This window comes from Acinetobacter johnsonii ANC 3681 (assembly GCF_000368805.1).
Classification (GTDB): Bacteria; Pseudomonadota; Gammaproteobacteria; order Pseudomonadales; family Moraxellaceae; genus Acinetobacter; species Acinetobacter johnsonii.
In genome coordinates, this window is record NZ_KB849705.1 from 1,565,492 (window position 1) to 1,589,783 (window position 24,292).

The following is a 24,292-nucleotide window of genomic DNA, read 5'->3' on the forward strand; positions in this document are numbered from 1 at the left end:
CTTTCTTGTATGAAATTGCTGTTATTTTAAATTTTATGTGCCAGATATTGCGCAGGTGTACAGCCCAAAGACTTTTTAAAATGACGAGTGTAATGGCTTTGATCGGAGAAACCACAGAGTTGTGCGACTGTCGCAATCTCACAGCCTTGTTTGAGTAAATATAAAGATTTACGTAAACGAAACTGTACCAACCATGCATGAGGTGGAAGTCCAGTAAACTTTTTAAATTGACGCAGTAAATGCCATGGGCTCATCCCGACGACAGCGGCGAGCTCAGCCAGTTGATGTTCTCTTTCAGGTTCCGCAGCAAGTAGTTCTTGTACCAAGACCACTTTACGCTGTGCTTCGGGTAAGTCTTTTAATATTTTCTTAGATTGATTATAACGGCTTAATAAATAAGCCAAAGTTGAAATATATAAACTCTGCTTAAACAGTGTATTTTTCGGCTGTAATAACAAATCGAATAGCAAATTCAATTGTTCGGCTAACCCTTCATCATGAACCACAGCTTGCGGAAACCACGGCATAGTACCTGCTTCATGAAAAAAATCTTTACTCACCTCTTGGATCATTTCAGGAGTCGGATAAATTGCCCGATAACACCAGCCAGTTTCAACAGCAGAAGAACCCGTATGTACCTCATCAGCATTCACTAAAATAATATCGCCTTGCGGTGCAATATGCTGATTCCCTGTGCGTAAAAAAGACTGCGCACCTTCATCAATTAAACCAATACAGTAGCCTTCATGGGTATGTTTTGAAAACTGCGTATGTTGATAGGAGGCTTTTAACATTTCAAGACCATCAAGTTCTTGAACATGATGGTAATTTACAAATTCACTGGGTCTGATTTCGTGCATGAGTTGGCCTCTCCTGAACACTCAGCATACTGCGATTCAGCAAAACGTATAGAACAAAATTGCTCTACTACTGATAGGTTTTTCCTTGGTGTTTTAACCAACCACCTTCATGGCGCTGTTGTGGATCGTGATGTGTCCAGTGAATCACCCCGCCTTTTTCACTATATTCGTATTCCCCATTGAAACTAACGGTATCGCCTTTTTGTAAGCGTTCAATACGTGGTGCTAAATCAATATTATGTGCAATCAAAACCGTCATTGCATTAGGAAGTTCTACAATAAATTTTTGATGACGAGAACCGTCATTATCATCTTGAAGCACAGCCACAACACGCCCTTGTGATTGAACTTGAATATTACTTTTCCGGGTTTGAGACGCTTGGGCAATTTTTGCTGTGCCATCAAGTACTTGATTTTGCGGTTGACTGGTCTGTGTAAAGGGCTCTACCGCGACTGATGGTGTTGATGTTTGTAATTGATTTTCTTGAAGATCGATTCCGAAATATGCAGCAATCAAAAGTACGATCACCGCACTAATACTCAGGTTGGTTTTGTTGGCCACTTGTTTACTTCCCCCGTTTTATTTTTATTAATTGTATAAAAAAAGCCCCAAAGGGGCTTTTTTTATACAAAATAATTTTTCAATTATTTTGCAGCAGCTTGAGCAGCAGCAACTTCTTCAGCGAAAGAAAGTTCAGCTTTTTTCTCAATACCTTCACCCACTTCAAAGCGAGCAAATTGAACAACTGTAGTACCAGTTGCTTTAAGAACGTCAGCAACTTTCTTGTCGTTGTCAATTACGTACATTTGACGATCAAGAGCAACTTCGTTCAAGTATTTCTCAACCGAACCAGTGACCATTTTCTCAACGATGTTTGCAGGTTTACCAGATTCGATTGCTTTAGCTTCAGCAATTTCTTTCTCTTTAGCGATAAGTTCAGCAGATACACCTTCAGCAGAGATAGCAACTGGGTTGAATGCAGCAACGTGCATTGCAATACCTTTACCAGTTGCAGCATCACCTGTGTAAGATACAACAACACCGATTTTTAAACCGTGTTTGTAAACTGCAAGGTTTTCGCCTTCAATAATTTGAGCACGACGAACTTGGATGTTTTCACCAATTTTTTGAACAAGAGCAATACGCGCTTCTTCTACAGTTGCACCATCATCAAGTTTCAATTCAGCAATTTTAGCAGCATCAGTTTCGCCAGCAGCTAACGCAGCAGCAGCAACTTGAGCAGAGAAACCAGCAAAGTTTTCGTCTTTAGCAACGAAGTCAGTTTGGCAGTTTACTTCTAAAAGAAGCGCTTTGTTACCGTCTTGAGCGATAGTGATTGCGCCATCAGCTGCAATGTTACCCGCTTTTTTAGCCGCTTTAGCTTGACCAGATTTACGAAGGTTATCAATCGCTAATTCGATGTCACCATTCGCTTCTGTTAATGCTTTTTTACATTCCATCATTGCAAGACCAGTACGATCGCGCAATTCTTTAACCATGCTTGCTGTAACTGCAGTCATGTCAATCTCCTAAATACGGTAGAAAATGAATTCTTTTTAGAACAGAAACGGCCCAGAGCTGTCTCTTGGGCCGTCTGCATACATGACGCTTACTTTGCCACCATCACATGTCGCAAAAATGACAAGCTTACGTCAAACGCATTAAGCCTCAGGAGCTTCTTTAGCTTCTTCAACTTTAGCTTGTGCATTTGCTTGTGATTGAGCATATTCTTTACCAGCAAGAATCGCATCAGCCATAGCAGAAGCATACAAAGTAACTGCACGGATCGCATCGTCATTACCCGGAATAACGTAGTCTACGTTGTCTGGGTTAGAGTTTGTATCAACGATACCGATTACAGGAATACCAAGGTTTTTAGCTTCTTTAATTGCAATTGCTTCGTGATCAACGTCGATTACGAATAATGCGTCAGGTAAACCACCCATGTTCTTAACGCCGCCTAAAGCGCGTTCAAGTTTTTCCATCTCACGAGTACGCTCTAAAGCTTCACGTTTAGTAAGCTTAGCGAAAGTACCATCTTGAGATTGAGTTTGAAGGTCTTTAAGACGGTTGATAGATTGGCGAAGTGTTTTCCAGTTCGTCAACATACCACCTAACCAACGGTGATCAACATATGGTTGACCAGCACGTTGTGCTTGTTCACGGATGATGTTAGAAGCAGCACGTTTCGTACCAACAAACAATACTTTATTCTTTTTGCTAGCAAGGTTGTTAACAAAGTTCAAAGCATCATTTAACGCAGGAACAGTGTGCTCAAGGTTGATGATGTGAATTTTGTTACGCGCACCAAAGATGTATTGACGCATCTTTGGGTTCCAGAAACGTGTTTGGTGACCGAAGTGTGCGCCTGCTTGAAGAAGGTCGCGCATGCTTACGTTGTAATCTGCCATTTTCTTTACCTTAAAGTTTGGGTTAGGCCTCCATATATCCGCATCCTCCACCCTAACGGGCACCCAGAGAAATGTGTCGATATATGTGCGGATTTTATTGCCCCATCGCACAAAGCCCGTGAAATTTATTCACGAAAAAGCATTTGATAAAATGGGCGGCTATTTATACCATAGTCACACACAAATTTCCAAAAGTTTTTAGAGATCATGAACAGTACTTACGAAGCACCCCGTCGACTCATCAAAAGCGCTGAAGACATCGAAAAGATGCGTGTGGCTGGACGACTGGCGGCTGAAGTCTTGGATATGATCAAGCCACATATTAAACCGGGTGTGACTACACTTGAGTTAGATACGATTTGTCACGATTATATTGTCAATAAACAAGACGCGATTCCAGCATGTTTAGGTTACGGTGCAGCACCGGGTCGCCCTGCTTTCCAACATGTGATTTGTACTTCTGTAAACCATGTGGTCTGTCATGGCATTCCTTCAGATGCAAAAGTGTTGAAAAAAGGCGATATTTTAAATATTGATGTGACGGTCATTAAAGATGGTTTCCACGGTGATACCAACATGATGTACATCGTGGGTGGCGAAACTTCTATTCTCGCGAATCGTTTATGTAAAGTGGCACAAGAAGCAATGTACCGCGGAATAGCAACAGTGAAGCCGGGTTCAACCATTGGCGACATTGGTCACGCCATTCAACAATATGTCGAATCGGAACGTTTTGGTGTCGTGCGTGAATACTGTGGTCACGGTATTGGGACTGTGTTCCATGACGAACCTCAAGTCTTACACTATGGTCAACCAAACTCAGGCATGATTTTAGAAGAAGGCATGACCTTTACCATTGAGCCAATGGTCAATGGTGGTGACTGGAAAACTAAATTACTGGGGGATAAATGGACGGTAGTGACCAAAGACCATAGCTTGTCTGCACAGTATGAACATACATTATTAGTCACTAAAAATGGTGTTGAAGTTTTAACTGCACGTCCTGAAGAAGATTTATCACGTTTTCAGTCTTAAATGATGTCATTGGCATGAAATATGATGCCATCTGTCAAAAAGACCACCTTCGGGTGGTCTTTTTTATAATTAAGCAAATATTGGATTTGAAATTTATTCTTTATTTTACAAACAGCTAGAATCAAAAAATATTCAACAGTAGCTTTCTATTACATTCATTCACCTGTAACAAAGATTGCAAGCTAGTAACATGATCACACAAAACAGGTTTTGACATTCACAAATGTCAAAAACACATGTCCTTCAAAAACAACAGCTTTATCGTAGCAGCAACCTTAATAATACGCTCTATAAAAACGAATAGCTAATTTGGACATGGAGTCCCAGAATGAAAAAAACATTGCTTTGTGTAGCAACGTCTATTGCTGCTTTACCTATGCTCACACATGCAGATTCACCTTATTTTAGTCTACAAGATGGTGATGGCTTTAAACGCTTTTCTGTATCGGTCGGTGCTTTACATGTCATGCCACAAGGTAAAGCCCAACCTTTCCGAGTTAACACATCGGTTAAAGAAGGTGAAACTGCAAAAGTTGGAGATATCAAAGCACAAACGGTGCTCGACAATATCAAGCCAGGAAGTAGCGTCAATCCTCTCTTAAAGGCTACTCTTGATGGGCTAGCTTTAATTAATGCTGATGTCCCCTCAGCACTAAGTGGAACTGCTGAAATCCGTGGACTCAGTCAATGGGATAATCCAGGTACGGGTTTAGAAGCCGATGATGTCACTACATTGGGCATCATGACCAATTACTTTTTTACCGACAATATTTCTTTTGAAATGAAAGCAGGGATTCCACCAAAAGTCGATTTACAAGGTAAAGGAAAAATTTATGCGCCTTTTTCAGCAACTGCAACACCTATGGGCGGAGCTTTAGGAAATTTAGAACTTGAAAATGATATTTTCATTACCGATTTGGAAGCACACGGCCCTGCGGCATCTGCACGTGCATGGACACCTGCTTTCGAGTTCCAATATCACTTTGGTAAAACAGGGGTAAATAAATTCCGCCCCTATATCGGTGTTGGAATGATGTATGCCTACTTTAATGAGCTGGAAATTAACCCACAAACTGAAAAAGACTTGATTGCAGCAGGTCATATGATTGCCAATATTAAAGAAGGAAATGCTGGCGCATCACTTGAAGGGAAAAAAAGTTCAGCCAATCCCAAAGTTAAGCTAGAAGCAACTGATGCCTTCGCGCCTATTGCAACCGTCGGTTTCACCTATGACTTTAATGATAAATGGTTTGCTGTCGGTTCCGTGTCCTATGCTCATCTTAAAAATGAAACCACGATTACCGTCAAAGATGCTACGCACGGTGAACTGATTAAATCCACAGCCGATATTGAAATTAACCCTATTCTAGCGTATGCAGGTGTCGGCTACCGGTTCTAAGCCTTAAAAGAACTACAAAAAAGACGACACCAAGTCGTCTTTTTTCATGAATATTCATTGTTTTTATTGATCAAATAGTCAATTTTTTATCATCGCTTTCAGCAAATAATTCACTTAATATAGCGAACTCTAAGCTCATTTTTTGGTTGAAATATGTCAGAAACTCATTTTTCCAAACCGCTGATTTACATGCTCATTGGAAGTGCAATAATTCTGGCATTATCACTGGGTGTCCGACATGGCTTTGGACTCTACCTTGTGCCTATGAGTGATGAGTTTGGCTGGGGACATAATGTTTTTAGTCTAGCGATTGCGATGCAAAACCTGATTTGGGGCGCTGCGCAGCCCTTTACAGGCGCATTAGCAGATAAATATGGCTCTAAAATCGTGGTTGCCGTCGGTGGTGTGTTGTATACCATCGGTTTGCTGCTCATGGCAGTCAGCTCTACGGGTTGGTTACTCAACTTAAGTGTCGGTCTTATTTTGGGCCTAGCATTATCTGCGACCTCTTTTTCTGTATTGTTATCCGCGGTGGGTCGTGCTGCACCGCCTGAAAAACGTAGCCTTGCTATGGGCATTGCCAGTGCAGCGGGTTCTTTTGGGCAGTTCATTATGCTGCCGTCAACCTTACTGCTGTTACAAAACTTTGGCTGGTCTGCGGCGTTGGTCGTTAGTGCACTTTTAATTGCGATGATTATTCCACTGGCTTGGATGCTCAAAGCTCCCGCCTTTGTTGTACCGAATGCGTCAACCAATCAAGTTCAGCTCAGTTTTAAAGATATTTTAGTCATTGCGAAAAACCATAAACCATTTTGGTTCCTATCACTTGGTTTTTTGGTCTGTGGCTTCCAAGTGGTCTTTATAGGTATCCATTTACCTGGCTATTTGATTGACCATGGTTTTAATGCAACTACAGGAACTGTTTTCTTAGCGCTGGTCGGTTTATTTAATATCGTTGGCACCTACACTGCGGGCTGGCTAGGTGGGAAGTATTCTAAACCAAAGTTACTGATGGGCTTATATGGACTCAGAGGCATTGCCATTATTGCCTTTTTGATGCTCCCACTCAGCACAGTCACCATCTATAGCTTTGGTGTAGTGATGGGTTTATTATGGTTATCTACAGTGCCTTTGACCAACGGTATTGTGGCCAATATGTTTGGTATTAAATATCTGAGCATGCTGAGCGGCATCGTGTTCTTTACTCATCAAGTCGGTTCATTTTTCGGTGGATGGCTGGGTGGTGTGAACCATGACGTGACAGGTAATTATGACTTGATTTGGCTGTTCTCTATTATTCTGAGTGTTTTTGGCGTACTGGTACATTTCTTTGTCGATGAAAAGGCAGTTGTCCATGACTAATTCATTTTTATGGCTCAAATGCGGTATCGGCATTAGTATTATTGCTTTGTTTGCTCTGGCGATTAGCCTTTGGCTGAATACGCCTGACCTGTTTGAGTATTTTAATCAGGCATTTTGCGCACATTAAATCTGCATATTTTGAGCTCAATATTTCATTATAAAAGAAAAACAATATAATCATCAGCTTAGTATTTTTTAATTTTTTTCATAAGTTTAGAACTTCTTTTAATTTTAAGATTACACATATTTTGATTACATTTTCTCTAGACCGCATATCTAGAGAAAATAATCAAAATGACCGCATTAACTCAACTTTCACAAGCGATTCATGATGCCCCGCGTTGGCATCAACCTGAACAATTTCAAGATCCAGAAGAAATACAAATTATCCCACTGGCGGAAGAAGCCTTAGGTGCTGTGGTTTTTGGTTTAGATGCCCGTAAAGCCCAAGCAGGAGAAACCATTTATCGCTTAAAACAAGCTTTGGCTGAACATCTAATTTTAATTTTTAAAAACCAAACTTTGGATGATCTGCAATATTTAGCCTTTGCCAGCTATTTTGGTTCTATCTTCCGCCCAAGTGCAGACAATCCAGTGCTGGCTAGTCAGTCTGACACTGGTGTTCCACCCGATGTGGTTCCTGTTTCCAATGCAGTCGGTCAAGGCGACTACACTGGTCATGGCGAACTTACCCCACATGCCGATCACCAGTGGACACCTCTTCCCTCTTTTGGCTCTCTGCTCTATGCTCTTGAGCTTCCTCAAGACGGTGGACAAACCTCTTGGTTCAATACCATCAAAGCCTATGATGCGCTTCCCGATGCCGTCAAAAAGCAGATCGAACAGCTACAGCTGATTACTTATAACCCCTTCATCCGTGCACAAAGTAATACAGGCAATACGGGTTATGGAGACAGCCCTTATTATCGCTTTAAAGATCAACCTATTTTAGGTCATGCCTATCCGCATCCCTTAGTCCGCACACATCCAGAATCTGGGCGCAAAGCACTTTGGCTCAATACCCGTTCGGAAGTTGAATTGCTCAATGTCGATGATAGCGAAGGCAGTGAACTGATTGCTGCACTTCGTACGCACATCATCAAACCTGAGTTTCGTTATGAACATCACTGGGAAACTGGAGATATTGTATTTTGGGATAATCAGGTGACACTACATTCACGTCGTCCCTTTCCTGTCGATCAACGTCGCTTACTCAAACGTATTAGTCTTGCAGGTGGGCGTCCGTACTAGGCGATAAATAAAATGAATAATTCATTGGCATGACACCAAAATGTCACGATTGTTTTAGATAATCTGTTAAAAAACCAATAAAAAAACCTATCAAATAATGTACGAATGATCAGTAAATGCATTTCAATAGAATGTACTTACTGTAGGACTATTCTCAACGGAGTCTTACTGTTTTAAATCGAATTTTTGGAGTTCTTTCTGTTCTTTTGTTTAGCAAAAAGAAAATGCCAGTCAGTTTCTTAACTGACTGGCATTACAACTTTTAAGTTGGCTTTTCTGACTCTATGGCTTAAGCATTGCGTTTCGCAAAGTCATCCATAAAATTCACTAGCGCTTGAACGCCTTCTAGTGGAACCGCATTATAAATACTTGCGCGCATCCCACCAACTGAGCGGTGACCTGCAAGGTTCAACAAATGGTTTTCTTCAGCTTCTTTGAGGAAGAGTTTTTCTAAATCAGGATTCGCTAAAGTAAACGGCACATTCATAATTGAACGGTTTTGCACAGCAATTGGGTTTGCATAAAAATCGCTTGCATCGATATAGCCATAAAGCAGTTTCGCCTTTTCAAGGTTCACTTTATGAATCGCCTCAACACCACCTTGTTCAAGCAACCATTCAAACACTAAACCTGATAAGTACCAAGCATAGGTCGACGGTGTATTGACCATCGAATCATTCTTCGCTTGTGAAGCGTATTTCAAGATGCTTGGAATTTCAGGTTTGGCTTGATCTAGCAGATCTTCACGAACAATAACCAAGGTTAAACCCGCTGGACCAATATTCTTTTGCGCGCCTGCATAGATGATACCAAATTTAGTCACATCAACAGGTGCAGACAAAATACTTGAAGACAGGTCTGCAACCAATGGTGCATTGGTTTCTGGAATAGCCGCAAACTGAAGACCACCAATCGTTTCATTATCGACATAATGCACATAAGCCGCATCTTGAGATAAGTTCCAAGTGCTTGAGTCTGCAATGGCAAGTTTTCCATCAATTTGCGTACCCGCTTCAATGACGTTGATATCGCCATAGCGCTGCGCTTCTTTCAGTGCTTTCTCAGACCAAATTCCAGTATGGATATAGTCCGCTTTGCTGTTTTTACCCAACAAATTTAAAGGAATCGCGGAGAACTGAAGTGAAGCACCACCTTGAAGGAACAAGACTTTATAGTTCTCTGGAATGTTCATGAGTTTACGTAAATCTGCTTCTGCTTTTTCAGCCACAGCAACATAGTCTTTACTACGGTGACTCATTTCCATGATGGAAAGACCCTTGCCTTGCCAATCAAGCATTTCAGCTTGTGCTTTTTCTAAAACGGCAGTAGGTAATGCAGCAGGACCAGCACAGAAGTTGTACGCGCGCATGATTTTTCCTTTCAAAGTGAAACACAATAAAATGATGGCATTTAACCACAGATAGCCAGTGCTTGCAGTAAATTCAACTGAAAATATTTCAATGTAATCTCACCTTTACAGTCAAAAACTCAATCAAGATCAACGATCCAGTTTGAACTCAGCACTCCTCAATCAATTACAGCAGCGCTTTCCGATTCACCAAAGCTCAAACGAAAGCATTTCCTTTGCTTAAAAATGTCGCTAATCTATTGATATACATTTGCAAATTAAACAATTCAGTAACTGAGTCAGCATTCAGAACAGTTAGATTATGCGTATAATGTGCAAAAACATAGAAAAGAGTCGTGCTCATGCCACAAAGACTATTCAACATGCTTAATACACCAGCCAACAAATTCTTATTGCGTACATCACTGCCATCAATCTTGTCATTAAGCATGTTCGGTCTCAGTCTCGGAATCAGCTCGACAACTTTTGCTGCATCCATCAGCTATCAACAAGCTGAGCAAAGTGTGTTACAAGACTCGTTTAGCACACAGGCCACCCAAGCCTTACAACAAGCCTCCAAACTAGAAGCTGAAGCGGTCAAAGGTTTGGGGCTACCCCGTATCGATCTGAACGTACGTGCTTATGCTTTTCATAATGAGCTCGATGTACCTCTTGGTGCACTCAAAAATAATTTAGAACAAACACTGACTGATGGTGTAGCCACGAAAATTGATGAGTGGCAAAACACCTATCCAAATTTGGGCGATTTAAGCGGTTTAGAGCAAGGTATTGATCAAACCATCCACAAAGGTGTCGGGCTTATTCCGAATAGCTCACAAATCACCTTAGAAGATCAAGTCATACGCCCGACCATTTCTGCAATGATGCCACTTTATACAGGTGGGTTGACCTCAAGTGCGAAACAAGTCGCCAATATCAAAGCAAAACGTAGCGAACTCAATACAAAACAACAGCAAGACCTACAACGCTTTGAGCTGATTCAAGCCTATTTCAATGTTCAACTGCAAAAACAGTTACTCGCGTCTAGCCAATATAATTGGCATGCAATGCAAAAACACTATGACAATGCACTTAAACTTGAACAACAGGGCTTTATTAGTAAAGGTCAGCGCATGCAATTTGAAGTGGCAAAAAACAATGCACAGCGCAGTGAGCAAGCCGGTCAGGCCAATTTAAAAGCCAGTTTATTTCAACTGAATAACCTTTTACAAAGCAGCCAAATTACTGAGCTCACCACACCACTCTTTATTAACAGTACCCAAAACCAAGATCTGAATACCCTACTCAAGTCATATGCAGATAAATCGGCTTTAGTACAAAAACTGCAAATGGACACTCAACTGGCACAAGCCAATGTCACCGCACAAAACGCCGCCAAGAAACCACATATTTTTGCCTTTGGTGAATACAGTCTGGACGATAAAAATAACTGGATCGTTGGCTTAGCCGCACAGTACAATCTGTTCTCAGGCATTGATAAAAACAAAAATGTCCAAGCAGCAGAGTTACAACGCTACGCTTCTGAACTGATGACAGCACGGACTAAACAAGAAATTGAAAATGTGATTTATAAATCGTATAGCGAAGCCACCACAGCACAGCAAAGTGATCAGTTATTACAGCAAAATATAAAAGCAGCGCAAGAAAATTTACGTATACAAGAACTGTCCTTTAAAGAAGATATGGGAACGGCGACCCAAGTGATCGATGCACAAAATATGCTCAGCGCTTTAAAAGCAGAAACAGCACTAAATGCCTATAAATATGTCATGTCACTAGCGACGCTTCTACAAAGTCATGGTTCGATCCATCAGTTCCAAACCTATCTTCTGCAACCCAATACACGATTTATTCGTTAATTCTTTGATGAGAGCCATTTAATGAATCAAGATCAAAACCAATCTGATCCGCAAAAACCTGAAAAACAAGAAGATCAAGCGGTGCCATCAACAGAGGAATTAACCACAAATGATACTCAAGAGCAGGTACAGACTGAGAGCGAACAGATTGAGCCAGCATCAGTCAATACGAACACCGAGCAAAAGTCCAAAGCGATCAAGCTAATTGGGGGGCTTTCTCTTATTATTCTATTCATCGTGATTGCTTTTGGACTGTGGAAGGCCTATCAACCGAAAACGGTTGAAATCCAAGGTCGAGTTGAAGCAGAAACGATCCATGTTAGCACCAAAGTGCCAAGTCGAATTGATGAAATTTATGTACATGACGGACAGAAGATCAGCAAAAACCAAGAACTCGTTCGACTGTATAGCCCTGAAGTCGATGCCAAAAAACAGCAAGCACTGGCCAGCTTACAGGCTGCCTTAGCACTCCAGTCCACCGCTGACCGTGGCTCTCAGGAAGAAAATATTGCGAGTTTATACGCCAACTGGCAAGCACTGAAAGCACAGCAAACTTTGGCACAAACCACCTATCAACGTGGTGCAAACTTGTACCAACAAGGTGTCATCTCACGCCAACGTCGCGATGAAATGCATGCTGCAGCGCAATCAGCCGCTCAAATGACAGAAGCCGCATATCAACAATATGCTCGGGCTGAACGTGGCAGTACTCCACAGCAAAAAAGTTCAGCAGATGCGCAAGTGCAAATTGCAAAAGCAGCTGTTGCTGAAGTCAATGCACTTGAAGCTGAAACCAAACTACTCTCGCCCATTGACGGTACCGTGTCTAAAACCTATGGCAAACCCTCTGAATTGGTAGCGATAGGGGTGCCGATTGTCAGTATTATTCAAGATCACGAGCTTTGGATATCACTGAATATTCGTGAAGACCAATACGCCAACATCTATCAGGCAAAACAAATTGAAGGCTTTATTCCAGCCTTAAACCTGAATACCAACTTTAATATTAAGAATATTGATGCCGAAGGCGAATTTGCCACCATTAAGACCACACGCCAAACAGGAGGCTATGACATTCGTAGCTTTAAAGTTCATTTGACGCCTGCGCAAGCCATTCCAGACCTAAAAGTTGGCATGAGTGTGTTGTTTAAAGTCAAAGAGAGCAAATAATGCTAAGCGGGCTACTGCGGGAACTGAACTATTTACTGAAGCATAAGTGGGATCTATGTTTAGTCACGCTTGCCCCACTGTTTATTATCGTGCTGTTTTCCAGCATGTTTGCCCAAGGTAAACCTGAACATTTGCCTATTGCGATTATTGATCAGGACCAAAGCGAGCTCAGCCAAAACATACAGCGCTACTTGAGACTCAACCATACTTTAGATGTCGCCATCGTCAGTGATCAAAATACCGAAGTTGAAAAGCTACTGAACCAAACCAAAGTTTGGGGTTACGTCAGTATTCCCAATGGCGCCGAACAACGTTTTGTTCAAGCTAAAGATGCTGAAATCAGCATCGCCTATAACCAAAGTTACTTTAGTGTGGGGAACACCATTTCATCAGCCATGTTACTCAGCACAGTTGAAGCCATGGCAGACTATGCTGGTGAAAGCTATTTAGAAAATACGATCCCTTATTTAGATGTACCTACACCACACGTTAAAATTTCGACCTTATACAACCCAAATTTGAGTTATGAGTTCTATTTAGAACCCTTTATGATTCCTGCGATTTTGCATTTACTACTCTGCTGCTGTGTCGCATTTTCAGTCGGTCAAGAATTTAAGTTTCATACAGCGCAAAATTGGCTAAACAAGCAATCTGCTTTTAAAGCCATCCTCACGAAAAACCTGACCTATGTACTTATTTTTAGCTTATGGACATGGGCGTGGATGTTTTGGCTGATTGAGATTCGCGGTTGGTTTGTTGCAGGTCAGCTTTGGTTGATCATGTTGGCACAGCTTTTATTTTATAGTGCCTATGCCTTGATCAGTAGCACCATTGTTTTAGCCACCAATAATTTATCCAAAACCTTTGGTTTAATTGCTGTGTACGGCGGCTCATCACTCAGTTTTGCAGGAGTGACCCTCCCCTTAAATAACGCACCACTGTTTACCAAATTTTGGGCCAATATTATCCCTTACACACCTTATGCCAAACTACAAACCGAACAATGGGTCATTGGTAGCCCAATCAGTTCAGCGCTATTGCCTTTACTCATACTTATCCTCTATGTGGTCTTTTACGCTTTGACCTCTATCCTGCTCCTCAAAAAACGAATCAAAGGAGCAGTGTCATGAAGTCATTTTTGCACTATTACATCAAGACATTTAAAGACATTATCGCCAATCAGTCGATTTTAACCACGCTCATCCTCTCGGTGATTTTCTATAGTGTTTTCTATCCGACTGCCTACAAAGCACAGCAAGCAGAAGCTTTGCCGATTGTAATTGTGGATGAAGAACAAAGTATCGTGACCAATAACATCATTCAGCAAGTTTCGCTTAGTCCAAATGTTGAAGTGAAAGCTGTGACGGGCAATTTCCTCGATGCTGAAAATATGATTAAACAACAGCAAGCCGATGGTATTTTGCTCTTACCCGAAAATCTTTCCAATAGTCTTCGGCATGGCGAAGTCGGTGGGATTGGGCTCTATCTCAGCGCGGCAAACTTCTTAAAAACCAAGCAAATTGGACTAGGTCTCGCTACCTCAATTGAAAATGCTGTACGCGAGCACGTGGAAAAATTTGGCAATATTTCGCACTTTTCTCCAACTATTTCCATTCATCAAACGCCGCTTTTTAACACCATGTCGGGTTATGGCAGTTATATTTTCCCCGCCATTGCTCCGCTGATTATTCATCAAACCATCGTGCTCGGTTTAGGGATGTTATTGGCCGGATACCGCGAACAGAAATGGCGACCAACGACGACAGAATTTTTTGCGATTTTTTGCGCCATTCTGACCATTGGTATGCTCGGTTGTTTATATTTATTTGGCTTTATTTATTGGTTAAATGACTACCCACATGGGGGAAATTTTAGTGGCATGTTACTGGCCGTGCCGATTTTTATAGGCTGTATCGTGGCTTTAGGCATGTTGATTTCAACATTTTTCGATATGCCTGAACGTGCAGGACATGTCATTGTATTTACCTCTATTCCGCTATTTCTACTTTCAGGAACAGCATGGCCACACGCCGCAATGCCCGCTTGGATGCAATACTTGGGCAATGTTTTGCCATCGACCCAAGGGATTCAAATGTTTATTCAACTGAACCAAATGGGTGTACCAACTGCACTTATTCTGTCGAAACTACTGTATCTCTTTGTGTTTGGTATAGTTTGCGCAGCATTTGCTTATTGGCGTCTCAAGCATCGCTAAATTTTAGAACGTATTGATAGCAATCCTACCCATTTAATCCGTTGAAGCCCCATAAAGTTTGACATCAAAGCTGCGAATTTTTGTGCTTCCGCCTGCTTTGTCGAAACCAACATCGTATTGAACTAGGTTTTTATTGCTATAAGCATACTCATAGGTAACTGCATACAAACTTGGTTTTTCTGTCGATTTTTCAATGTGTTTCGATACAATTTTTTGAGTCGTTATGGCTTGTTTAGGAATCGATTTTGCAAATTTGCGCATGTCTTTTTCATGAGTTTTAAATTTACGCTGTAACTCTGGCTCAAAATAAGTATATAGCTGCGGAAAATCGCCCTGAGTAAAGGCTTGATAAGCCTGCTGAGCTGCTTTCTCTTGAGCAGGACTCGGATTTGGGATCGAATCCAATGCCTGTTGTCCCAATTTATCACACGCTGTTAAAGCCAACGCACAACTCAAAACCAGTAATTTTGCTTTCATAAAATCTTATCCACCACTCGGTCATCGCCAATATGAAAAAGGACGCCGAAGCGCCCTTTTCTTTTTCATTCAGTTAGTCTTCGTTCGATGTATTGGTATCTGTTGTATTTTCAGATGCATCTACATTTACTTCGTCAACCACAGTTTCTTCAGTTGTTTCCATAGAAGCATCTAAAATATCGTCTTCGACTTCAACTGCTTCAACAGCAACGACACCGACCAAGATTTCTTCATTACCTAAACGAATCAGACGTACACCTTGTGCATTACGACCCGTTCTAGCAACTTCAGAGGCACGAGTACGAACTAAAGTACCACCATCAGAAATCAACATCAGCTCTTTAGATTCATCAATGGCAACAGCACCGACCAACTCACCGTTACGTTCAGATGTTTTGATAGCAATAACACCTTTACCACCACGTTTCTTGGTTGGGAAGTCATCAACTGGCGTACGTTTCCCATAACCATTTGCAGAAGCACACAGTACTTCGCCAGTTTCAGGTACAACAACTAATGAAACAATACGGCTCGCCACATTTAAATCAGAAGATTCTTCATCATCTGAATCTGTGTCAGTTTCAACATCATCTTCGGCCTGGGCTGCAGCCAAAGTGACGCGCATACCACGTACCCCTTTTGCAGTACGTCCCATCACACGTGCATCAGTTTCAGAGAAGCGAATTGCTTTACCTTCATTTGAGAACAACATGATTTGCTGTTCGCCATCGGTGATTGCAACACCAATCAAGGTATCTTCTTCTTTCAGCTCAATTGCACGTAAGCCATTTGAACGAACATTACTAAATTGCTCTAATTCAACACGCTTGACTGTACCAGATGCTGTTGCCATAAATACAAAGAAATTCTTACGCATTTTCTCTGCAAGATCAGCAAATTCAACAACCGTTTCATTGTCTAAATCAGTTGTTGAAAGCTCAACACCCAACTCTTTCAATTGCTTACGTAATGCATCAGAAAGTTCATCAGCATCTTCAGCCAACTCATCGAATGAAGCTTTTAATGCTTCATAATGCGCGTCGATAATACTATTTTCACGTAATGTCGCGACATTGCTACGCACAAAGTTTTTAAACTCAGCTAAGCGTTCTTTAAATTTCTTCGGTGCATCAATCACAGGAAGAATTGCTGTGATCGTCTCATCGGCATCTAACGGTAACAAGTTCACCATTGGGCGACCTTTTGAACCGCGCGACGCTTGAGGCACTTCAAACACTCTCAGGCGATAGACTTTACCAACATTGGTAAAGCACAGTACTGTAGCATGGTTAGATGTCACAATCAGATGCTGGATGTAATCATCTTCTTTCATCGAGGTCGCAGATTTACCACGGCCACCACGACGCTGCGCAGCATAGTCTGAAAGTGGTTGAGTTTTCGCATAACCTGTTTTTGAAACAGTCAGTACCACTTGCTCTTCAGGAATTAAATCTTCACGAGAGAAGTCAATACGAGACTCAACAATTGCGGTACGACGAGCATCACCGTATTGTTGCAAAATTAAAGCTAATTCTTCTTTAATCACGCCCATCAATAAGTTGAAGTCATTTAAAATAGCTGTGAGTTCAGTAATTTGACCTAAAATCTCAGTATATTCAGCTTGTAACTTGTCTTGTTCAAGACCCGTTAAACGGTGCAAACGAAGTTCAAGAATAGCACCGACTTGCGCAGGCGATAAACGATATATCTGACCATCTAAACCAAACGGACGACTTGGATCTTCACCTTCAATTTCGTCTGGACGTACAGAAACAGAACCTGCTTTTTCAAGCAGTGCAATTACATTCCCAGCTGCCCACTCACCTGCTTGTAAACGCTCACGCGCCTCAGCTGGGTTTGCAGAGGTTTTAATGGTTTCAATGATCGCATCAATATTTGCTAATGCTACCGTCAAACCTTCTAAAATATGGCCGCGCTCACGTGCCTTGCGCAATTCAAACATGGTACGACGCGTCACCACTTCTTGGCGGTGACGAATAAATGCCGCAACAATGTCTTTCAAGTTCATTAACTTTGGCTGGCCGTTGTCTAAGCACACCATGTTAATGCTGAATGAGTTTTCCAACTGTGTATTTTGGAATAAGTTATTCACCACAACTTCAGCGTTTTCACCACGCTTTAAGTCAATGGCAATACGCATCCCGTCTTTGTCAGATTCGTCACGTAGCTCAGAAATACCTTCCAGTTTTTTCTCTTTCACCAACTCAGCGATACGTTCAATCGTTCTTGCTTTGTTGACTTGATATGGAATTTCTGTGAAAACGATCGTGGTACGACCTGTTTTTTGGTCTTCTTCAAAGTGGTATTTACCACGAATATGCAAACGACCTTTACCCGTACGGTAAGCATCAACAATGCCCGCTTTACCGTAAATAATACCACCTGTAGGAAAGTCTGGACCCGAAATATATTCCATCAATCCTTCAATTGAAATATTTGGGTTTTCAGCATAGGCCAAACAAGCGTTCACTACTTCAGTCATGTTGTGCGGCGCCATATTGGTCGCCATACCCACAGCAATACCTGTAGTACCGTTAATCAGTAAGTTAGGAATACGCGTTGGCATCACTTGCGGAATACGTTCAGAGCCGTCGTAGTTGTCTTCCCAATCCACCGTATCTTTTTCAAGATCGGCAAGAATCTCGTGAGTCAACTTACGCATACGAACTTCGGTATAACGCATCGCAGCTGCGCTATCGCCATCAACCGAACCAAAGTTCCCCTGACCATCAACCAATTGATAACGCAAGCTAAAGTCTTGAGCCATACGAACAATGGTTTCATAAACAGCAGAATCACCGTGTGGGTGATATTTACCGATCACATCACCAACCACGCGGGCAGACTTTTTATAAGCTTTGTTGTAGTCATTACCCAATTCGTGCATTGCATAAAGCACACGACGATGAACAGGTTTTAGACCATCTCGAACATCTGGCAAAGCACGAGAAACAATCACGCTCATTGCATAGTCAAGATACGAGTTCTTGAGTTCATCCTCAATCGCAATCGGTCTGATTTCCGATACGCTCATGCATACTCCTTATTCTACAAACGTAAAACCGCTTGCATTTATATGTCGTAAAACTTGCAAAATTATTAGTTCAAAATACTGAACTAAAAACTGAAATATAGCCGTAAATTATAGCATAAACACTCTGATTTTTGTGTCACGTCACCACAGTTAATCTCGTTAATTTTCTTTAATTTAGGGGTTATTTTTTACACATGTATAGGATGTACATTTACAGCTCCATCACATTCCCTATCAGCGTTGCATAAAATGCAAAAAAGCCCTCATTTTTGAGAGCTTTAAGCCATGTCTTGCCTATCTTTGAACTTACTGATCGATCCCTTGCTTATCGCGCTGCATAATATGAAATGCCGCCATAAACAAGCCCAGTATTAAAGGAAACTCATATAGCTCCTCCATAAGGTCTTTATAAGCAATCTGATGTAAGAAAATTCCACCATAAATGCGGCTGTGCTCAATGCCGTCAGAAATAATCAAACCCAACACCGTGAGCAGCATTGCCCAAGCAGGAATCGTCATACTCTTCATTTTTATCGCAATCTCATCGCGCAGTGGTTTAACCAACAACATAAATACGACTGAACCAATCAAAACCACCGAGATGCTACGAAAATATACTTTTGGGACTTCAGGAAAATAGTCTCTGCCCCAACTGGTGCTACGCCCAAATAGAAGCAACCACCACAGTACAGCCCAGATCCAAAAATACTTTTTACCCTCAGGAAGACGCATCGGTTGCATGTAAAAATAGCTAAATACAGCAAATATCAATAAAAGTAGCGCTTGAATATTTTCCACACCACGTACAACAGCACCTTCTAAAAGTGGGAACTGTAGATCAGCTAAAAATGGAAAAATTAGACACAGAACAGCAAGGATCAGAACAGACCAAGATACACGCGTATCAATCAGCAAGATTACAACTCCCAACTTAACAAAAAAAGTTTTATGTAAGTTAAGCTTAAAAATGGATGGCAAATAGTATCATAAATCTGAATATTCAGATGCACACTCATCTTAAGAAATGCTTAAATTTTCAGATTACAATGATTTAAAACAACAAAATACCGATAAGTTATTTCACCCTTCATTTGCATAAAGGCAGTATGCATTATCAAACAAAGCGCACATAAAAAAACGCCCCTTTCGGAGCGTTTTTGAAACGTTGTTAGGAATTAGATTTTAGATACTAATTCTGGAACAACGGTATTCAAATCACCTACTAACCAGTAATCTGCTACTGCATTGATAGGTGCTTCTTCGTCTTTGTTGATCGCAACGATCACTTTAGAGTCTTTCATACCTGCCAAGTGCTGGATCGCACCAGAGATACCTACAGCGATATACAGATCAGGCGCAACAATTTTACCTGTTTGGCCTACTTGCATGTCGTTTGGAACGAAGCCAGCATCAACCGCAGCACGTGATGCACCTTGAGCGGCGCCCAATTTGTCAGCCAATGGATCAAGAACAGTATGGTAGTTCTCACCTGAACCCACACCACGACCACCTGAAACCACGATACGCGCAGCAGTTAATTCTGGGCGTTCAGATTTCACGATCTCTTCAGCAACAAACTTAGAGATACCAGCATCTTTTGCTTCGCTTACAGCTTCAACCGCAGCAGAACCACCTTCAGCAGCGACAGGGTCAAATGCTGTACCACGTACAGTACCAACAATGATTGCTTCATCAGACTGAACTGTTGCAATCGCGTTGCCTGCGTAAATTGGACGCTTGAACGTATTTGCAGATTCAACAGCAATGATGTCTGTAATCATGCTGACATCAAGAAGTGCAGCCACACGTGGAAGAATATTCTTACCCGTTGTAGTTGATGCAGCCAATACGTGTTTGAAACCACCTTTAGCAATATCTGCAACCAAAGCAGCAACGTTTTCAGCCAATTGGTTTGCGTAAACTGCGTTGTCAGCAAGTAATACTTTGCTTACACCCGCAACTTTTGCAGCAGCATCAGCAACAGCTTGAGCGCCAGAACCAGCAACTAATACAGTGATATCACCACCGATTTTTTGAGCTGCAGCAACAACGTTTAAAGTTGCACCATTTAGTGCTTTGTTGTCGTGCTCAGCGATAACTAAAATACTCATGATTTTATCCTTCTGTATTAGATCACTTTCGCTTCATTTTTTAGTTTTTCTACAAGTTCGTCTACAGACTTCACTTGTACGCCTGCTTTACGTTCAGCAGGCGCTTCAACTTTAACTGTTTTAAGTTTAGTTGTTGTAGAAACACCAAAATCAGCAGGAAACTTCGTATCCAGCGGTTTTTTACGCGCTTTCATGATGTTTGGAAGAGCTGCATAACGTGGCTCATTCAAACGCAAGTCAGTGGTGATGATCGCTGGAAGTGTAAGTTCAACAGTTTGTAAACCACCGTCGATTTCACGAGTCACTTGTACTTTGTCGCCATCAACTTTGACTTCAGAAGCAAAAGTACCTTGACCTGCACCTAGAAGCGCACCAAGCATTTGGCCAACTTGGTTAGAGTCATCATCAATTGCTTGCTTACCAAGAAGAATCAACTGAGGTTGTTCAGCGTCAACAACGCCTTTCAACACTTTCGCAATTTCTAAAGCACCCAGTTGGCTGTCATCAGCTTCAACTAAAATACCGCGGTCAGCACCAAGCGCCATAGCAGAACGGATTTGCTCTTGCGCTTCTTTAGGACCAATAGAAACAACGATGATTTCTGAAACAGTTCCTTTTTCTTTTAAGCGAACCGCTTCTTCCACTGCGATTTCACAGAATGGGTTAATTGACATTTTAACGTTGGTTAAGTCAACACCACTGTTGTCCGGCTTAACGCGAACTTTAACGTTGGCATCAACCACACGTTTTACAGCAACAAGAGCCTTCATGTAATCCTCGGCTGTTTTAGCAAATGTAAATGTTGAGAAAAGTTAGTTTAACTCTTCACTTAAATTTTTTTAGGTGCCCTATCTTGCAATGTGTACGGCATTTCGGTCAAGTCACAATTCACCAAAGAGCTGTAAAAATGCGTAAATTTAGCTGAACGACGCGTTCATACTTTTTTGTACGCACTATATTTGCACAAAATCACACTCAGATTAAGTTATGATTTTTATTATATTTTTATCTGATTTACATTATTCAAAGATTTGATTTCTTTTCTCTAATATTCACTATCAAATAGATGATTGACTGTCTGTTCACATCTTTATCAGGCTTCACAAATCTGTCATTTAAGATAGATCACACATCCTTAGATTCAAATACTCATTATTCTAGACATACGATGACACAATATTGCTGCTTTATTAGGCAATCTGAAAAACTTCCTCAAAAAAAAGCATGCCATTCGGACATGCTTCTCTGAGTTTAATTGGCAATCAGCCATGTCGCGGCCAATGCCAACAGCCCACCTGAAGTACCATCAATCCATTTTTGCTTACGTTCATCTATTGGGACCTTCTGTGTCAGTTTTGCAAAAACCAGACTCAAACTACAGTAGACCACAAAAATCATCGCAATAAAGAGTAAAGATAAAATCAAACCTTGACTGACAGTGTTGGCAGATTTATCGATAAATTGCGGCAAGATTGCAAAATAGATAAGCATACCTTTGGGATTTAATAGTGCGGTAAAAAAGCCTTTTTTGATCGGGTTATTTTCCGTTTTTCGGTCTAGTTGCAATTTTTTAGTGCTAAAAACCGACTTTAATAAACCAAAGGCCAAATACAACAAATAGGCAATACCTAACCAGCGGATGGTTTCAAATAAAAGCGGGAAAGACACAATAATGGCAGCAATACCCAAAGCCACTAAAATTGAATGTAGTAAATAGCCTGTACATACGCCGACAGTCGCCATCATGCCTGCTTTTGCATCTTTGCCCATAACTTGAGACAGAATAAATAACATATCTGGCCCAGGTGTAAAAATCAGCGGCAGCACGGTCAGTGCAAAGAGTACATATACAGACATTTCCTTTCCCCTTTCATCCATTAGAAAGTGAAAATTAGTATGTGCGAAATAATACAAAATTGGCTTTCAATTTATTCTATAATAAAACATATTTTTCAAATTATATTCTAAGATATGAAACAATCACCAAAGTCTGTGCGCATAAAACTTGACCGTATTGATAAAAATATCATTCGCCACTTACAAGACAATGGCCGTATTCAAAATAATGACTTAGCACGAGAAATCGGTCTATCACCGTCTTCGTGCCTAAGACGCGTCAAACTATTAGAAGAAGCAGGCGTCATTCAAAATTATACTACAGTGGTTGATCCACAAAAAATTGGCCTTCAACTGATTCTGTTCTCGCGTATTTGGCTGGTCGGTCAAGATGCCGAAACCATCGACACCTTTATTGAAGCCATGAAAGAGCTCCCTCAAGTCATGGAATGCTACATTATTTTAGGGGAATGCGATGCAATGCTGAAAGTCGTGGTACCTGATTTAGAAAGCTATCGTGAATTCCAATCCACGCATTTGACCAAAAAGAATGGCATTACCAGTGTCAAAACAGACTTGCCAAGTCAAATCATTAAACAAAGTTTCCAACTGCCTCTTGATGAAATCTAATGTCAGCGCATTTAAATTTTGTGATAGAAACGGCGCGTTTACGTCTAAGGGCTTGGCGCGCAGATGACTTTCCTGCATTTGCGCAGTTAAATGCCGATGCTCAAGTGATGCGTTATTTTCCTAGCACACTCACGCAAACCGAAAGCGATAATCTTGCGCAAAAGTTTCAGCAATTCATCAATCAAAATGGTTGGGGCTTTTGGGCAGTCGAACTAAAGCATAGTCAGGAGTTCATTGGATTTACAGGCTTACATGCTCAACCTGAGCGCTTTGACTTTTCACCCTGTATCGAAATCGGTTGGCGATTGGACTCGAAGTTTTGGCATCAGGGTTATGCAACGGAAGCTGCACAAGCTTGCCTATATTTTGCTTTTTCAGTTTTAGAACTGAATGAGGTTGTTGCTTTTACCGCAGTTCAAAATAGGGCTTCTGAAGCGGTAATGAAACGTCTCGGCATGCAACATCGCGGCTATTTTAATCATCCTAAACTCGATCAAAATAGCCCACTGCTTCGACATACGCTCTATGCCATTAAGCCAACTGACTTTCTAAAAAATCACGATGAATATGACTTAAATCAATCAATTCATATTGTCCAAGATTAAAAACTTTCCAGACTTCAAGAAAGTCTTCTTTCAAATCAATGCTATTTGAGGGCTGTGCAGTCGCTTGCCACTGTAAATCGGAAATCCATAAATAGTATTGCCCAGTCTCTGCATTAAAAGCCTGAACTTTACCTGCTGCATTGACGCCTTGAACAAATGCATTTTCAGGCAGTACAGGCTCAATATTGGCTAAACTAATTTCAACAAAGTGTTTGACCTGACGCAAACCATAGCCCGCAAAAATATCTTTTTGCGCGGAGCTGAGTTGATCATACTTTGCTTGTATATCTGAAATCATATACTGACCTATTTTCACATTTGTCATCTTCAATATAAGCTTAAATCTACCGTTTCCTTGAACCGGCACATTCAGCTCATCCTCTTTTAAGTTTATACTCTATTTTTTGCCGATTTATTATTCTACAAAAGTTCATAATCACACTTTTTCCAACAAAAGTGAGCCATGACTGCTACTTATTGATCTAGTTGATTCAAGCAAGAGTAATTAAAGCAAAAATAACACCAAATCTCGCCCCAGCACTAACATAGATATCCACTAAGGTATTTATGCTGTTTGTTCTGACTATTAGCGTTTAGACCAAAACACAGTGCTATAGTGCATGCCTTATGTGACACTATTTTTAAA

At 41.1% G+C, this 24,292-nt stretch carries 23 protein-coding genes; 11 read left to right on the forward strand and 12 right to left on the reverse strand.

Annotated elements, in window-relative coordinates; all coding sequences use genetic code 11:
* Window positions 1–26: 26 nt before the first annotated feature.
* From F946_RS11685 to rpsB, 4 genes are all read right to left on the reverse strand, one after another.
* A complete protein-coding gene (locus tag F946_RS11685) occupies window positions 27–860 on the reverse strand; it encodes an AraC family transcriptional regulator (protein WP_004982529.1) in 834 nt (277 codons plus the stop codon).
* A 67-nt stretch (window positions 861–927) separates the two neighbouring features.
* Window positions 928–1,422, reverse strand: a complete 495-nt coding sequence (locus tag F946_RS11690) for a DUF3465 domain-containing protein (protein WP_004982531.1) — start codon at window positions 1,420–1,422, stop codon at window positions 928–930.
* An 83-nt stretch (window positions 1,423–1,505) separates the two neighbouring features.
* Window positions 1,506–2,381, reverse strand: a complete 876-nt coding sequence (gene tsf, locus F946_RS11695; protein ID WP_004982533.1) for a translation elongation factor Ts — start codon at window positions 2,379–2,381, stop codon at window positions 1,506–1,508.
* Window positions 2,382–2,522: 141 nt separating this feature from the next.
* Window positions 2,523–3,272 (reverse strand): 30S ribosomal protein S2, encoded by a 750-nt coding sequence (gene rpsB, locus F946_RS11700; protein ID WP_004982536.1) that lies wholly within the window; start codon window positions 3,270–3,272, stop codon window positions 2,523–2,525.
* A gap of 207 nt (window positions 3,273–3,479) precedes the next feature.
* Between rpsB and map the strand changes: the two genes are divergently transcribed.
* From map to F946_RS11725, 5 genes are all read left to right on the forward strand, one after another.
* Window positions 3,480–4,307 (forward strand): type I methionyl aminopeptidase, encoded by an 828-nt coding sequence (gene map / locus F946_RS11705; protein WP_004695821.1) that lies wholly within the window; start codon window positions 3,480–3,482, stop codon window positions 4,305–4,307.
* 328 nt (window positions 4,308–4,635) lie between these two features.
* Entirely contained in the window at window positions 4,636–5,706 is a 1,071-nt protein-coding gene (locus F946_RS11710) for an OmpW/AlkL family protein (protein WP_004982538.1), read from the forward strand.
* A 153-nt stretch (window positions 5,707–5,859) separates the two neighbouring features.
* The gene (locus F946_RS11715) at window positions 5,860–7,068 is read left to right on the forward strand and encodes an MFS transporter (RefSeq protein WP_004982539.1); all 1,209 of its coding nucleotides are present in this window, start codon (window positions 5,860–5,862) and stop codon (window positions 7,066–7,068) included.
* Window positions 7,061–7,195 carry a hypothetical protein gene (locus F946_RS17495; protein WP_004982541.1) on the forward strand — a complete coding sequence of 45 codons (135 nt, stop codon included), beginning with the start codon at window positions 7,061–7,063 and terminating at the stop codon, window positions 7,193–7,195. The genes F946_RS11715 and F946_RS17495 overlap by 8 nt, the downstream gene beginning before the upstream one ends.
* Window positions 7,196–7,362: 167 nt before the next feature.
* Window positions 7,363–8,319 carry a TauD/TfdA dioxygenase family protein gene (locus tag F946_RS11725; RefSeq protein ID WP_004982542.1) on the forward strand — a complete coding sequence of 319 codons (957 nt, stop codon included), beginning with the start codon at window positions 7,363–7,365 and terminating at the stop codon, window positions 8,317–8,319.
* A 289-nt stretch (window positions 8,320–8,608) separates the two neighbouring features.
* Here F946_RS11725 and serC read toward each other — a convergent pair whose 3' ends face one another.
* Window positions 8,609–9,688 (reverse strand): 3-phosphoserine/phosphohydroxythreonine transaminase, encoded by a 1,080-nt coding sequence (gene serC / locus F946_RS11730; protein ID WP_004982544.1) that lies wholly within the window; start codon window positions 9,686–9,688, stop codon window positions 8,609–8,611.
* Between the two features lie 341 nt (window positions 9,689–10,029).
* Here serC and F946_RS11735 point away from each other — a divergent pair, with 341 nt between their 5' ends.
* From F946_RS11735 to F946_RS11750, 4 genes are read left to right on the forward strand one after another with little or no spacing between them, the layout of a single operon-like run.
* The gene (locus tag F946_RS11735) at window positions 10,030–11,547 is read left to right on the forward strand and encodes a TolC family protein (RefSeq protein ID WP_004982546.1); all 1,518 of its coding nucleotides are present in this window, start codon (window positions 10,030–10,032) and stop codon (window positions 11,545–11,547) included.
* Between the two features lie 21 nt (window positions 11,548–11,568).
* Window positions 11,569–12,717 (forward strand): HlyD family secretion protein, encoded by a 1,149-nt coding sequence (locus F946_RS11740; protein WP_004982548.1) that lies wholly within the window; start codon window positions 11,569–11,571, stop codon window positions 12,715–12,717.
* The gene (locus F946_RS11745; RefSeq protein WP_004982550.1) at window positions 12,717–13,847 is read left to right on the forward strand and encodes an ABC transporter permease; all 1,131 of its coding nucleotides are present in this window, start codon (window positions 12,717–12,719) and stop codon (window positions 13,845–13,847) included. The genes F946_RS11740 and F946_RS11745 overlap by 1 nt, the downstream gene beginning before the upstream one ends.
* On the forward strand, window positions 13,844–14,932 hold the full coding sequence (locus tag F946_RS11750; protein WP_004982553.1) for an ABC transporter permease: 1,089 nt from the start codon (window positions 13,844–13,846) through the stop codon (window positions 14,930–14,932). Before F946_RS11745 ends, F946_RS11750 begins: the two co-directional genes overlap by 4 nt.
* A gap of 33 nt (window positions 14,933–14,965) precedes the next feature.
* On the opposite strand, the gene F946_RS11755 is transcribed toward F946_RS11750, so the two are convergent.
* The 6 genes from F946_RS11755 to F946_RS11780 form a co-directional block, all read right to left on the reverse strand.
* Entirely contained in the window at window positions 14,966–15,409 is a 444-nt protein-coding gene (locus F946_RS11755) for a hypothetical protein (RefSeq protein WP_004982555.1), read from the reverse strand.
* Window positions 15,410–15,482: 73 nt separating this feature from the next.
* Window positions 15,483–18,464 (reverse strand): DNA gyrase subunit A, encoded by a 2,982-nt coding sequence (gene gyrA / locus F946_RS11760; RefSeq protein WP_004982557.1) that lies wholly within the window; start codon window positions 18,462–18,464, stop codon window positions 15,483–15,485.
* A 306-nt stretch (window positions 18,465–18,770) separates the two neighbouring features.
* Entirely contained in the window at window positions 18,771–19,379 is a 609-nt protein-coding gene (locus tag F946_RS11765) for a hypothetical protein (RefSeq protein WP_004982559.1), read from the reverse strand.
* 260 nt (window positions 19,380–19,639) lie between these two features.
* Window positions 19,640–20,575, reverse strand: a complete 936-nt coding sequence (locus F946_RS11770; protein WP_004982561.1) for an FAD-binding protein — start codon at window positions 20,573–20,575, stop codon at window positions 19,640–19,642.
* 17 nt (window positions 20,576–20,592) lie between these two features.
* Window positions 20,593–21,345: an electron transfer flavoprotein subunit beta/FixA family protein gene (locus F946_RS11775; RefSeq protein WP_004982564.1), complete on the reverse strand. Its 753-nt coding sequence runs from the start codon at window positions 21,343–21,345 to the stop codon at window positions 20,593–20,595.
* A 481-nt stretch (window positions 21,346–21,826) separates the two neighbouring features.
* The gene (locus F946_RS11780) at window positions 21,827–22,432 is read right to left on the reverse strand and encodes a LysE family translocator (protein ID WP_004982565.1); all 606 of its coding nucleotides are present in this window, start codon (window positions 22,430–22,432) and stop codon (window positions 21,827–21,829) included.
* 114 nt (window positions 22,433–22,546) lie between these two features.
* Between F946_RS11780 and F946_RS11785 the strand changes: the two genes are divergently transcribed.
* Both F946_RS11785 and F946_RS11790 read left to right on the forward strand, forming a co-directional pair.
* Window positions 22,547–23,041, forward strand: a complete 495-nt coding sequence (locus F946_RS11785) for an Lrp/AsnC family transcriptional regulator (protein WP_004695793.1) — start codon at window positions 22,547–22,549, stop codon at window positions 23,039–23,041.
* Window positions 23,041–23,646: a GNAT family N-acetyltransferase gene (locus F946_RS11790; protein WP_004982570.1), complete on the forward strand. Its 606-nt coding sequence runs from the start codon at window positions 23,041–23,043 to the stop codon at window positions 23,644–23,646. The genes F946_RS11785 and F946_RS11790 overlap by 1 nt, the downstream gene beginning before the upstream one ends.
* On the opposite strand, the gene F946_RS11795 is transcribed toward F946_RS11790, so the two are convergent.
* Window positions 23,573–23,971: a hypothetical protein gene (locus tag F946_RS11795; RefSeq protein WP_035326756.1), complete on the reverse strand. Its 399-nt coding sequence runs from the start codon at window positions 23,969–23,971 to the stop codon at window positions 23,573–23,575. The two genes, F946_RS11790 and F946_RS11795, sit on opposite strands and share 74 nt — an antisense overlap.
* Between the last annotated feature and the right edge of the window lie 321 nt (window positions 23,972–24,292).